Origin of the sequence: Pedobacter endophyticus, assembly GCF_015679185.1 — a bacterium.
In the GTDB taxonomy this organism is placed as follows: domain Bacteria; phylum Bacteroidota; class Bacteroidia; order Sphingobacteriales; family Sphingobacteriaceae; genus Pedobacter; species Pedobacter endophyticus.
In genome coordinates this window covers 2,019,687-2,033,516 of sequence record NZ_CP064939.1, presented here as the reverse complement: position 1 = coordinate 2,033,516, position 13,830 = coordinate 2,019,687, and the positions used below count along the sequence as shown (strand labels likewise).

At 40.6% G+C, this 13,830-nt stretch carries 11 protein-coding genes; 1 reads left to right on the top strand and 10 read right to left on the bottom strand.

The window, feature by feature from the left end; translation table 11 throughout:
• Window positions 1-50: 50 nt before the first annotated feature.
• The 7 genes from IZT61_RS08075 to IZT61_RS08045 form a co-directional block, all read right to left on the bottom strand.
• The gene (locus IZT61_RS08075) at window positions 51-1,760 is read right to left on the bottom strand and encodes a RagB/SusD family nutrient uptake outer membrane protein (protein ID WP_196100651.1); all 1,710 of its coding nucleotides are present in this window, start codon (window positions 1,758-1,760) and stop codon (window positions 51-53) included.
• A 10-nt stretch (window positions 1,761-1,770) separates the two neighbouring features.
• Window positions 1,771-5,133, bottom strand: coding sequence for a TonB-dependent receptor (locus tag IZT61_RS08070; protein WP_230383902.1), 3,363 nt, complete (start codon window positions 5,131-5,133; stop codon window positions 1,771-1,773).
• 118 nt (window positions 5,134-5,251) lie between these two features.
• Window positions 5,252-6,448, bottom strand: coding sequence for a FecR family protein (locus IZT61_RS08065; RefSeq protein ID WP_196100650.1), 1,197 nt, complete (start codon window positions 6,446-6,448; stop codon window positions 5,252-5,254).
• A gap of 91 nt (window positions 6,449-6,539) precedes the next feature.
• Entirely contained in the window at window positions 6,540-7,145 is a 606-nt protein-coding gene (locus tag IZT61_RS08060; RefSeq protein WP_196100649.1) for an RNA polymerase sigma factor, read from the bottom strand.
• Window positions 7,146-7,516: 371 nt separating this feature from the next.
• Window positions 7,517-8,638 carry a hypothetical protein gene (locus IZT61_RS08055; protein ID WP_196100648.1) on the bottom strand — a complete coding sequence of 374 codons (1,122 nt, stop codon included), beginning with the start codon at window positions 8,636-8,638 and terminating at the stop codon, window positions 7,517-7,519.
• A gap of 1 nt (window position 8,639) precedes the next feature.
• Window positions 8,640-9,083, bottom strand: a complete 444-nt coding sequence (locus IZT61_RS08050) for a hypothetical protein (protein WP_196100647.1) — start codon at window positions 9,081-9,083, stop codon at window positions 8,640-8,642.
• Window positions 9,084-9,206: 123 nt separating this feature from the next.
• Window positions 9,207-9,608, bottom strand: a complete 402-nt coding sequence (locus IZT61_RS08045) for a hypothetical protein (protein ID WP_196100646.1) — start codon at window positions 9,606-9,608, stop codon at window positions 9,207-9,209.
• 137 nt (window positions 9,609-9,745) lie between these two features.
• On the opposite strand from IZT61_RS08045, the gene IZT61_RS08040 reads away from it, so the two are divergent.
• Window positions 9,746-10,306, top strand: a complete 561-nt coding sequence (locus IZT61_RS08040) for a DUF4230 domain-containing protein (protein WP_196100645.1) — start codon at window positions 9,746-9,748, stop codon at window positions 10,304-10,306.
• A 140-nt stretch (window positions 10,307-10,446) separates the two neighbouring features.
• Here IZT61_RS08040 and IZT61_RS08035 read toward each other — a convergent pair whose 3' ends face one another.
• The 3 genes from IZT61_RS08035 to IZT61_RS08025 all read right to left on the bottom strand — a co-directional run bounded on the left by IZT61_RS08035 (window position 10,447) and on the right by IZT61_RS08025 (window position 13,818).
• On the bottom strand, window positions 10,447-10,797 hold the full coding sequence (locus tag IZT61_RS08035) for a cupin domain-containing protein (protein ID WP_196100644.1): 351 nt from the start codon (window positions 10,795-10,797) through the stop codon (window positions 10,447-10,449).
• A gap of 393 nt (window positions 10,798-11,190) precedes the next feature.
• Window positions 11,191-12,441 (bottom strand): threonine ammonia-lyase IlvA, encoded by a 1,251-nt coding sequence (gene ilvA / locus IZT61_RS08030; RefSeq protein ID WP_196100643.1) that lies wholly within the window; start codon window positions 12,439-12,441, stop codon window positions 11,191-11,193.
• Between the two features lie 216 nt (window positions 12,442-12,657).
• The gene (locus IZT61_RS08025; protein ID WP_196100642.1) at window positions 12,658-13,818 is read right to left on the bottom strand and encodes a 2-isopropylmalate synthase; all 1,161 of its coding nucleotides are present in this window, start codon (window positions 13,816-13,818) and stop codon (window positions 12,658-12,660) included.
• Window positions 13,819-13,830: the final 12 nt, after the last annotated feature.

Sequence of the window (13,830 nt, the reverse complement as noted above, 5' to 3'; positions counted from 1 at the left end):
AACTAGAACCGAACTACGAACAGCCCTAAAACTGTTCGTAATTTGGACTACTAATTAGTAGGATTTTGGGTCAGCTTACCCGGATATGAATTTATTGCACTTTGCGGAATATAATAAACAACCCTAAAATCGGTAGCTGGTATACTTGTTTTACTTTGTGGCCCCGGATATTGACGAACAAGCGGTTTCCCATTACGGAAGACATCAAAACTTCTTTCTGCCTGATAGGCCAGTTCCAGCTGTCTTTCTTTATCAATCAGGTCGCCGGCATTCGATGCGTTTAACGAAGTATAGGCCCCGTTTACAATAGAACGTGTTCTGATTTTATTTAAATCGATGAGTGCCATACCATAATTTCCAAGTTTTGCGTACGCTTCTGCCCGGTTTAGGTATACTTCGCCCAGCCTGCTTATTACCGGCGAGTGTAACTGCGAATCTTCCCCTTCTCTTGATGCCTTAACAATATAAAACTGAGGATAAGCACGGTTTAACGTAATAAAATAATCGATGAAACCCGTGTAGGTTTTTCCATCTTTATAATTGATGTTGTAAATCCCTTGTGCGGCGTCAACTGGTGTAAGGGTATATACATCGCCACGCTCTTTACAGGTAATTGTGGCGCCGGCACGTGTAATGGTATCCTGAGCATAATTTAAAGCATTATTGGCTTCTTCTTTAATAAACCTGAACACTTCTGTGTAACCGCCTGCCGTGGTTTTAGAATAGGTCGGCTCAATAAAAGCGGCCCGGGCATCCACTATCTTGTAATTATCCGGTCTCCAGTCATTTCTGCCTGTTTCGTTCAATAAGCTGATATACTTGGCGCTGGCATACATTTCGCCCCAGCCCATGCCCCCAATGTTCGAGTACATGCCGCCAATGCCATAGTAGTGGTCGTCGCCAGAAAACTCAGACGCAACACGTTTAATGGCGAAAATGGTTTCTCTGTTGTTTTCTGGTGTAAAAGTATTGTATTTCATGAATTGATCTCTCGGCAACAGGCTGTACTTCGTCGACATGTCGATTACTTTGTTAGCGTAGTCGACCGATAATTGCGCAAACTCTCTGTTTGGGTTTTCGTAAGTTCCGCTCATGTACAGATAAACCCGCGAAAGCATGGCCTGTGCCGCTTCTTTAGAGGCGAAGATAGGCCCTTTGTTTACGCTGATCATTTCCTCAGCCTTTTTTAAATCTGCAATCGCTTGCTCGTAGGTAGCCTTCACCGTTGCCCTATCCGGAAAACTGGCATTAATCACGTCGGTAGGCGTACCGTTAACGATCGGCACTCCCAGATTGGTTTCGGGGCTCTGATAGTAAGGACGTCCGAAGGCACGAACCAAATAAAAATACATCATTCCACGCACGTAGTAGCATTCGCCCAATTTGCTGTCGAGCTCTTCGTTTTTACCTTCCGGTACCAGATTAATGATATTAGAGGCCTGGGCAATTGCCTTATAACCACTATCCCAAAAAGTACCTAAGCGTCCGTTGTTTGGCGTTCGGGCAAAAGAAATAAATTCGTAAAAAGCATCGGTCGATGATCCCCTGATCATGATGTTATCGCCGGCATATTCGCCTAAGCGGTGCATAGGGTCAGACCAGGCCTTAAGTTGGGCGTAAACGCCATTTAACAAACCATCCATCGATGCTTCGGGATCTTCGTTTATCTTTTCAGATTGTAAAGATCCGAAAGGCTCCTTGTCTATTTTACAAGATGAGAAGGCGAGTGCAATAAAAACAATAGCTATTATCTTTTTCATTTTTAATACTTTAGAATGAAACATTAAGTCCTAATATAAATTTCCTGGTCATCGGGTAAACGGATGGACCTGTTGAGAATAGGATATTCCCGTCGCTTTCGTTAACTGGTATTTCCGGATCGACACCAGAATATTTCGTAATCACAAACAGATTTTCGCCTGATACAAACACCCTGAGGTTTTTTACTTTGTACTTTTTCAAATCGAAATTATATCCAAAAGCAAGCGAGCGCATTCTGAAAAAGTCGTTGCTTTCTAAATAACGCGACGACATCGAGTTGCCTTTGTCCTGATTATCGTAGCGTGCTACCGGATGCGTGGCAACATCGCCCGGTTTTTGCCACCTGCTCCAGCCATCTTGCAATTTCATTTGATTTCTGTCGGTATAAGTTCCATCAGAATCATATTCCTGACGAGAATAGTTGTAAACTTTACCACCGATGGAGTAGCCAAACACTGCGTTAAAATCGAGTTTTTTCCATCTTAAATAAGTCGTTATACCACCAAACAAATCTGGCGAAGCCTTGCCTAACTTTTCTTGTGTGGCTTGTGCATAATTCGATGTTGTTATCCGTTCAGTTTCGTTACCGTTTGCATCTCTGGTTACTTTGTACCACATCGGCAGTCCGTTATCAACATTTACACCCGCCCATTCAGGCATGTAATAAGTGTCTACAGGTAGGCCAATCTGCAAAATTCTGCTTGCTGAGCCTGCTATTCCAAGTCCGTCGCCGATAATAATAGGCTTGGCCGTATATGTGCCATCCACATTTCTTGTTTTATAGATATCGGTTAACTTATTGATGTTGTGGCTAAGATTTGCATCAAGGCTCCAAACAAAATCGTCGTTACGAACGATATCGCCGCCTACCGAAATTTCGATCCCCTTGTTTTTCATTTTACCTACGTTTTGCCAAATTCTGGTCACTCCCGAAAGGCCCGAAATCGGTACATTGTATAAAATGTTGTCGGTATTTTTGATGTAATAATCTACTGTTAACCTCGCCCTGTTGTCAAATGCAGCAACATCTAAACCGATTCCGGTGGTATACGTTTGCTCCCAGGTAAGGTTTTTATTGCCAATTTGATCGATTAAAAGGCCGGGGATGCCGTTGTAACTGGCTGCGGGATTCACCGCATACAGATCATATTGAGGGTACAACGCACTTGGCCGATTGCCTACCGTACCGTATGAGGCGCGAAGTTTTAGCGTGCTGAAATAGTTTGCTTTGAACCATTCTTCGCGGTTGATGTTCCAGCCCCCGCTAACAGAGAAGAAATTGCCATACTTCTTGCCAAAGTTCGATGCTCCATCTCGGCGAAGCGATACCTGCGCCAGGTATTTACCATCGTAAGAGTAGTTTGAGTTAAATAACAACGATTGTACCGCCCACTCGTTTATACCGCCTTTGGTTCTTTCAGGTGTCGATACTACATCCAACACCTCGAAGCCTGGGATCAATCCGGTTCCATAAACATCGAGTGTTTTGCTGCGATAATCGTTAAATTCATATCCACCCAAAGCACTTAAACTATGTTTCCCCCAGCTGTTGTTGTAACGTAGAATCTGGTTGGTATATCGGCGGGTATATTCCGATCGGTACTCTGTAATGCGGCCATTTGTGCTTAAACCAGCATCAGAACGTGGATCTTGGTAGCCGCTTGCGCTGTAATTATTGTATCTGTAATTGTTTACCGAAGCAAAGGTGAGGTTCTTCGTGATCTGAATATCAAAATCAAAATTACCCATAAACTCATAGTTCGTGTTTGCTGAATGGTTCCACTGCAAATCGTACAAATAGTTCGTGCCTACGCTGTTTACCCAGGTGCTTGAGCGATTGGGAACAATGTTTCCGTTGGCATCGTATGGACTATCCCATGGGAGGTTGGAGTACATCGACGTAACTGAATACTGATTGTCGGTAACACCACGGCGGGCCCCCACTAACGATGGCTTAAAAGTTAGCCATTTAAAAGGTTTGTAAACCGTATTTAACCTGAAATTATAGCGCTCGTAATCGTAACCCTTTATGGCACCCGTTTCATCGTAAAACCCAACTGAGAGCAGTGATTGAAGTTTTTCGCTTCCGCCTTGCAAAGTAACGTTGTGGTTTTGGTTAAAGCCTGTTTTGGTGGCCAAATCCCACCAATCGAAATTGCTGTTGCGCAACTCGGGGTTCCAACGCGGAAACTTGATGGTACTTGCATTGGCAAATGAAGCAAAATAATCGTACAGCTCTGCACCGTTCATTACTTCAAGATTTCCGTTGGTAAGTGTTGTAAAGCCCGCTTTCGATGATACATCGATAGACATTTGCCCTGATTTTGCCCGTTTAGTAGTTACGATCACTACGCCATTGGCTCCCTGCGAACCGTAAATTGCTGTCGAAGCAGCATCTTTTAAAACAGTAACATTTTCTATATCTTCGGGGTTTAAGTCTCCCGGGTTGCTGCCTATAATTACGCCATCTATTACCCAAAGCGGACTGGTTGTGCCACTTAGGGTTGCTTGCCCACGAATAATTACCGCACCTGCAGTTCCTGGTTTCCCCGAACCTGGAGCCACAAACAGCCCCGGAGCTTTACCCGCAAGTAAATTCTGTACATTTGGTGAGGTAACGTTTTTTAATTTTTCGGCACTAATGGTGCTTAAGGCGCCCGTTAAGCTCTCCTTTTTTTGCGTGCTATATCCAACAACAACCAGTTCATCTAAATTGGTTGGGTCTTCAATAAGCGTAATATTGCCCAACGAAGCTCCGGTTATGGTAATTTGTTGGGTAGTGAAGCCAATTGATGTAATTGTCAACACATCGCCAATTTTCGCTTCAATGGTAAAATTGCCTGCGCCATTGGTAGAGGTAACGCGGTTGGTGCCGTTCACCTTTATGCTAACCCCTGGGATAGCTTGTCCATTGGCATCTTTAACGGTACCCGAGATTATTTCCTCAGCACTGAGGCCCTTAATAGCCAAAGGCTTGATTAGTGTGATATTATCTGATTTTTTATTCAATGCTATCGTCTTTCCCTCAATATTGTATTCTAAGGGAAGATCTTTTAACACTTTTTGCAATGCATTATCGATGGTGTTCTCGTTGATATTGACATCAATCCGTTTTAGCCATTTTAAATCCTCTGTTTTGTAAAAGAAAGTGTAGTCGGATTGTTTTTCTATTGCCTTTAAAACTGCTGTAACCTGAGCGGCCTTAAGATTTAACCTGATGGTTTGAGAAAATGACTTTGCATTTGCGAAGGTTGAAATACAAACGCTGAGTATGGTTACAAACTTCATTGTTGCAAAAAAGGTGTTGAATGGTTTTTTACCCGTTATCCTTTTTGCTGGATCGGGGTTTTGTAGGTTAGTTTTTTGGTTCATTGAACTAAAAGTTTACGTTTAAATACTTTGTTCTTAACTGGTTTTAGAAGCCTCTCGGCTCATTGAGATTTCATAGTTAGCGGGTTGCCATCATATTGGTTTTGGTTTAGGTTGATTATTATTGGATAATTAATTTGTTGTTTTGCAGGAGTTCGTATTTAACACGTGTTGCGCCCAATATTTTGAGTGCTTGCCTTAAGGTTAGATTTTTATCGATTTTTCCGGTAAACGTACCTGATGGTTTGCTGCCCTGGTAGCTAACGTCGATACTATACCACCTTGCCAGTTCTTGCATTACATCGTCGATGCTCGCTTCGTTAAAATAAAACAGATCGTTTTTCCAGGCTACGATATCTTCCGGATTGATGTTTTCGATAATTTGAAACTGATCGGATTGGGGTTGAGTAATGGCTTGTTGATTGGGTTTTAACAGAAATTTGAGCTTGCCGGTATTCAGTTTGATGCTTCCCTCTAACAGCGTTGTCTTGTAGTTGCCGTTATCGGCATAGGTGTTAACGTTAAAATGGGTGCCCAAAACTTCGATGTTTGTTTTACTGTCGGCAATGTTCACCCTAAAAGGCTTTTTGGGATTTTTAACCACTTCGAAATAAGCCTCGCCAGATATGGTTACTTTTCTAGCGCCAGTGGTAAAAGCTACAGGATATTCGATGCTGCTTGCGGCGTTGAGCCATACTTTGGTTCCATCGGAAAGGGTAAGATGATATTGCCTGCCTTTCGGCGTCCGAACGGTGTTAATGTTGCTTGCTTTAGCGTTTTTATCCAGATAAACGATCTGCCCGTTATCAATCCTGATCTTTGATCCATCGCGGCCAACAATGACTTTGCCGTTGCTCACACTATCGAGCAAAACCTCGGTGCCATCCGACAACACCAGCACGGCTCCCTTATTGCCGGGCTGAACATCTATCGTTTTAGCTATATTATTGCTGTTGGCGGAGCCGATAAAGCTATTGCGACTGATTATATAAGTGCCCAACAAAATGATTAAAACAGCTGCGGCAGCTGCGACGCCATATTTTGACAGCTTAAATTTCGATTTGGCTGTGGCGGCTTTGATTTCAAGATGACTGTCGATCGCCAATATTTGACTTACCCGGTATTTTATTTCTGCTTCATCGAAGTCGGCGTTTTCGCTCTCCGGGTCGGGGGCAGCACTTATAATTTTCGAAAGCGCATTGATCACTTCTTCCTGATCAGTTTCGTTAATTAGTAGCGATAATTCTATGCTTTCATCGTGTGATAAGCTATTCTCGTAATACAGGTTTAATAAATAGAAGATTCGTTCTTTATGCACGTTTGTTTGTAGTTATGGCGCAGGGATTTACGTCCAACTTATCATATGAATGCACTTTTGCGAACGACTACTATTGCAAAGAAATTTTTTTCTAAAAAAGACGTAAAATTATCAATATTCCCAAATATACTCCATATCCTGCCGTAGTGAGCGCCTGGCGGATCGATTTTAGGGCTGAAGTGAGGGTATTGTAAACCGTATTTATAGAGATGTTTAATTTTTCGGCAATTTCAGAGGGGCTCAGGCCTTCTTCCCTGCTTAATATGTATATGGTTCTGCGTTGTTCGGGCAACTGTAAAACCGCTTGCTTAATTATTGATTTAATTTCGCCAAACTCAATGGGCTTTTGGATAAAAAAGGCCGTTTCATTGTGATCATGGTTCAGCTTTAACCGATCGGCTTTTGTTTTCTGGTGAAGTTCTTTTCTAATTAAAGTTAGCGCTTCTGTGCTCACAACCTTATAAATCCAGGCTTGAAAGTTTTCGATCTCCGTTAATTTGTCGCGGTTTAGCCACACCCTTAAAAAAGCTTCTTGTAAAATGTCAGAAGCAGTTTGTTGATGGTTTTGGGTTGTTTTTAATAAAAATTTATGCAGTTTCTTATGATAGGAAATATACAAAGTTTCGAACGCTTTCTCATTCCCGGCCGCGATGGCCTGGATCAGATCTTGCTCAATATCTTTATGCTTATTTACCAAAATAATGTGTTTTCAAACTTGTAATACCAAGTCCGATTATCAGCTTTTCACAGATCAATTTAAAATTATAAGACGCTATAGTAATTGTGTTTGCTGTGGTTTATCACGGCTGATATTTCAATACCTTTGTTACAAAGTAGTTAACCAGTGTTAGGTTACGAATATAGCAAATAAATGGATGGGAAAAGGAGGATAGGCTTAAACTAGTCAACAAAACAATCCTGTTTAAACAGTTTTAAGTATGATTATAATTAAGGCGGAAGTATATAAAAGTTATAAGTATAATTATAACTAAATGCATAAGACGTTAAACAAAAAAACGACCAGTGTTTGGTTGAACATTGGTCGTTTTTGTGAATTTCAGGCTATTTTTACCGATAAGTTGTCACAAAATCAACAACCGATGAAGGGGGAGCATTAGTGCTGTTTGTACACGTTATTATTACATCGTAGTTAATTATAGAATACTGGTAGTTGTTGTTTTGATATGTTCCAGGTAAGGGAATATTCTGCCTTTCTCCAGAACGAGTTGGTCGAGTTCCTCCAGTAGCTAGATCTCCAAGTAAATTTAGTGATGTCAGTTCAGCCAATTGAAAATTATCTATAAGAGAACTAAAGTAAATTGAATATCCGTTACCGTTTGAATTTGAAGTCCACTGGTTTGGATTTATCGATAGGGCTTTATAGGTGTCCCCTCTACTAGGGCGACTGCCAATTGGCCTGATATATGGAATATAGTATGCTGGGTTATTTCTTGTATTTTGCCCTAATGTTTCTCCAGAGGTATTGTAGTAAAAATGGGTTGAAGGTTGGTCTTCCTCATAAGGCATCTCAGTGATTTTGATGTTTTTTAATCTGAAAATGTTATCGATTACTAGGTTCGGATCATTGGGTGATGAGTCGAAAGTTATCTTTAAAGCATTTTTATTTTCCAGAGGAGAAAATTTCACGATATAATTTTTATTCTCAAAGGCGACACGAGGATCAGCAATTAACTTTGAATACCTATCGATTTTTTTCTCTACAGATGTGTATGATCCAGAACAAGGGTTTGAAACTGTTGTACTAATTTCGGGGTTGTTTTCCAATTTCACCCAAAAAACGCCATTATAATGATTTTCGGGAACTATCCAATTGTTCCAAGAGTGATCGTTAAGGCCATTTATTTCAATCTTATAAGTTTTGTTTGCTTGAAATGCATATTCAACCGAAATAACAACATTTTCACGTGGATTAGTCTCCATATTTGAAAAAGCGTATAAAGTTAAAGATTTTGGCTGACTCCAAGTCCATAACGAAGAGCCAACTGTTCGTACGTTATGTCCATTTACCGAGATAGGGTTTGGACCGAATCTGTTATAAGTTTTGCATCCGCCATTATCAAAGAAGTTTGGATTAAATGAAATAGTGCTGAAATCGATTACAGTTTGAGCATACGCGATCTCAGAAATAGATAACAGAAGCAATGCGATAAATATGTTTGTTTTTCTCATGTTAGTTCTTGTTAAAATAGACAATCTCAACTCTTTTTCCTGTGTCCTCGATGTTGATATCTTTCAAAATCAGCTGACTAGCGTTTAATTTTAAGATCTCGTAATCTTGTAGTACCCCATATCTCAAATATTCCAGTGTTTTGGTTTTTCCGAGTGTATTAACACTGTAATCCCAGCCATTGTGATCAACAATTACCTTGTCATAGGTAAACTTGTACGCAGGAATGTAAAATTTAACTTTTTCAGTACTGTCAATAATAGATACTTCCTGATTTTGTTTATCCGTAAATGTTGTTTCAATTTTGAAAGGAGTCCAAACCCCAATAAAATCAGCCTTTCGAATGTCTTTGCTAATCTCCTCTTGAATTGGGTTTTCTTGCTTTTTACAGGAGGCTCCTAAAAGTAGCAGCGGGATTAACCACGCCAATAAATATTTATTTGTCATTTAACAATATAACGAAAATAAACTAATAATACAACCTGTAGTTGTATTAACTATGTTTGATGCAAAAAAAAACGACCAGTGTCCGTTGAACACTGGTCGTTTTTATGAGATTTGAGAAATATATTAATCAGTAGACACAAGTACGATTTTTACTCTAACAGAAGAAGTTGGTTTGATGGGTGATCTGTCTTGCAAATCTGAACTCTCGATATCAATAGATACACCTCCATTATAAACCTCATAGCTGTATGCGTCAACATTATATACAAATGGCATCTGAATATAGCTTGTGCCGTTGTTATACGAAATATAAGCGAGTGTTCCTTCATTGTCAACGTGGTATTGGTCTATTTCTCCAATAGAAAGACTTGCTGTGTAAGTTTCGCCATTATTAATTAATGACCATTGGTTAGGAGAAATGTCTCGGACAATTACAATGTTTTGTGGACCTATAATTGTGTCTTTCTTGCATGAAGCCAAACCTAGTGTGGCAATGCAAAGCATTAAAATAGTAAGTTTTTTCATTTTGATTAGTTTTTATTTGTGTGTATATTCTGCTAACACAAAACAACTGCCAAAAAATCTGGAAAACGCATTTATGGTTCAATAATTGTTATTTTTGGTTTCACACGGCATTCGAAATTGAATTAAAACGCTTAATAATGAGAATATTTTTTAGAATACTGCCCTGGCTGATCTTGCTGGTCGCTGGTTATTTTTTTATTTCCAAAAAGTTCAGTATCAATACCTCTATCGAAAGCAAACATCAGCTTTTAGTAGAGAAAATAGAGGCAATTGGCAAACTAGAGTTGGTTCGCTATCAAATTAGCGATGTGCTTGAGCATACCCATAAAACAGATTTTTTACCTGATGCAAGCGTCTTGCTCATCGTAAAAGCAGAGGCGGTAGGCTGTATTGATCTCACAAAAATTACAAAAGATGATATTGAAATAGATGCGGATACTGCTGTAGTAAATTTGCCACAGCCTGAGATTTGTTACGTCAAAATTGATCACAAAAAGTCGAAAGTTTACGATACAAAAATGGCTTTCTTTCGCGAGGCTGGCTTGGTTGATGAGGCATACAAAGCTGCGGAAAGACAAGTAACGGCAGAAGTGAAGAAATCGGATATTTTAGCTCAAACTAAAACAAATGCAACTAATGTGCTTAAGCCAATTATAGAGGGATTAGGTTATAAAAATGTTCGCTTAACGTTTGAATAGGGTATGGAGGCATAAGGTTTAAGGTGTAAGGTCTAAGGTGTAGGGCGTTAGGTGTAAGGTTTGCTTGTACAACTAATTCCCGGATTTTTCCTCCCAAAGGGATGCCTTTGGCACGGCCCTCTGACTTCGGACTCTCGGAACTACTTCAAAAAATCTTCGCGGTGCGGGTTAAAAATATCTATGAGCAAACCAGCTTCTTTACAAACTACACCGTGGAAAACGTTCGACGAAGCAAAGAAAACGTCGCCTTCGTTAAGTACTTTCTTTTCATCGCCCATACTTACTTCAAAGCTTCCTTTGGCAACATAGCTCATTTGCAAATGCGGATGGTTATGAATTGACCCAATGGCATCTTTTTCGAATTCGACTTTAACCAGCATCAGGTTTTCATCGTATGCCATAATTTTGCGTTTAACGCCTGCTCCTAAATCTTCCCAATCGATGTCTGAATCGGTTATGAGGGTTTTATTTGTTAAATCTTTGAAATTCATTTTTGTGCTAAATTTAGTTAATTCATCGTCTTTTCGACCGTAGTTTACCGATTTTTCATTGGTAACGGAGCGGAGAAATCTTTCTTTTAGTGTTGCATTAAACCGCTTAACAGATTTCTCGGCTTTCTGTCCCTCCGTTCAGGCGGGTGCTTAGTGTCACTTATTTAAGGAATGAACAAAAAACATTGTCACCCTGAGCATTTCGACTGGAGTTTATCTTGAGCGTAGACGAAAGGCTCAATACAGGCTTAGTCGAAAGGCGATGTTTTTTGTTTGTTCCTATGGAAAAGGTCTTCGACTCCGCTCAGATCCGATAGCTATCGGATGACACCCTTCTTGCTTAACAGATTTCTCGGCTCCACTCGAAATGACGGCAAGCATTAAAGGCAAAAATTACACCAAATACTCAAACAAAGTCTGATCTTGATTCAACTCGATAATTTCAAATTTGAAATCTTTCATTCGTTGCAGCAAGCTGGCATAATCATTTTTGTCTGAAAGCTCGATTCCAACTAACGCAGGTCCGTTTTCTTTATTGGTTTTTTTAATAAACTCAAAGCGGGTAATATCGTCATGCGGACCTAAAACCTCGTTTACAAAAAGTTTCAATGCGCCGGGTCGCTGCGGGAAACGAACGATAAAATAATGCTTTAAGCCCTCAAAAAGTAAAGATTTCTCTTTGATCTCCTGCATGCGCTCAATATCGTTGTTGCCACCGCTGATTACGCAAACAACATTTTTGCCTACAATTTGGTCTTTAACCTGCTCTAGCGCCGCAACAGATAGTGCACCGGCAGGCTCAACCACAATGGCATCTTCATTGTAAAGTTTTAAAATAGTGGTACAAATCTGTCCTTCGGGAATTAAGTACGTTGAGCTCAAAAGTTCCTGGCAGTACTTATAAGTGATCCAGCCCATACGCTTTACTGCGGCTCCATCTACAAAACGTTCTATATTTTCGACAGTTACCGGACCGCCATTTTTCAGCGCTTCGCTTAATGATGGTGCGCCCATCGGTTCAACGCCAAATATTTTTACATCGGGTTTTACGGTTTGTAAATAAGCACTAACGCCCGAAGCGAGGCCGCCACCGCCCACAGGAACAACTATTGCATCCAACTCCGGCAAATCTTCAAAAATTTCCATCGCTACGGTGGCCTGACCTTCAATTACCTTTTCATCATCAAACGGAGGAATAAATGTAGACGATTTTTCCTCACAATAAATCAGTGCCTCTTTTAAACAATCGTCGAAAGTATCGCCAACTAAAACAATTTCGATATTATCGCCGCCGAACATGTTAACCTGCTTAATTTTCTGCTTGGGCGTTATTTCGGGCATAAAAATTACACCTTTAATGCCGAGTTTTTTGCACGAATAAGCAACGCCTTGGGCATGGTTACCCGCGCTGGCGCATACAATGCCATTTACCAAATCGCTTTGAGGCAGCTGACTAATTTTATTGTATGCCCCGCGAAGTTTATAAGAACGCACAATTTGCAGGTCTTCTCGCTTTAGATAAATATTAGCATTGTATTGAGATGAAAGTCCGGCGTTAAACTCCAGTGGCGTACGTTTTACTACGCCCTCGAGTCGTTGCAATGCAGCGTCAAAATCTAATGTATTCGGTGTTATTGTATTCATGTTTTATATCAAGTTGCGATTCAGCATCATAGTATTAATACCTACGCAATGTGTGTTGTTGAAGAGCAAATGCAGCACTTTTTGATTATTGTATTTTGGCGTCAAGGGCAGTCCTTCGGAGCTGCCGTTTCAACTTTGCCCTTTTAACAGTCATCCGATGAATATGAGCATGATGTTAATATTCATCGGACGAAAATGCGTTTTACCTTTCAGCCCTTAAGCAAGATGCAAAGCAACCAATTGGTTCAAATCGGTATCGTTAATGCCTTGTTTGCTATCTGCCAATACTAAAAATTGCTTGTAAACGATATCTAAATGTTCTTTTTCGAGCTTGTGGCCTAAGCGCTCCAAGTGATGGTTCAAGGCCGCACGGCCACTTCTTGCGGTAAGCACAATTGTGGCATCGGGGAAGCCTACATCTTCGGGCTTGATAATTTCGTAGTTTTCGCGATTTTTCAAGAAACCATCTTGATGAATGCCTGAACTGTGAGAAAAGGCGTTTCCACCAACAATTGCTTTATTGGGTTGAACAGGCATATTCATTTGGCTCCGCACCATATGGCTAATGGCGTAAAACTGAGTGGCATCAATTTGGGTGTTTAAACCCAATACTTTGTGCGTTTTCATAATCATTACTACTTCTTCCATAGAAGTATTGCCGGCACGTTCGCCAATGCCGTTAATGGTACATTCTACCTGACGGGCACCATTTTGCAAGCCGGCAATTGAGTTTGCGGTGGCGAGGCCCAAATCGTTGTGGCAATGCACCGAGATGATGGCGTTATCAATGTTTTTGACGTTTTCTTTTAAGTAAAGAATCTTCGAACCGTACTGGTCTGGCAAGCAATAGCCATTGGTATCGGGAATATTTACTACGGTTGCTCCGGCTGCAATAACGGCCTCGACCATTTTGGCCAAGAACTCAATATCGGCACGGCCAGCATCTTCGGCATAAAATTCGATATCCTCAACATATTTTTTAGCATATTTTACTGCATCAACGGCACGAGCCAAAATCTCTTCGCGGGTGCTGTTAAACTTGTGTTTGATATGGAAATCTGACGCACCAATTCCAGTGTGAATTCGTGGCCGTTTAGCAAAACGCAAGGCATCTGCAGCTACATCAATATCATTTTTATTGGCACGCGTTAAGGCGCAAATAATTGGATGATTAACGGCTTTTGAAAGCTCGATTACACTGTTAAAATCGCCGGGGCTGGATACCGGGAAGCCGGCTTCAATCACATCAACACCTAAAAGCTCAAGTGATTTAGCGATTTCTATTTTTTGGTTTGTATCTAATTGGCAGCCGGGAACCTGCTCGCCATCACGTAATGTCGTGTCGAAAATATAAACTTTGTTAGGGTCGTGAATCATAATCTTGTGTTT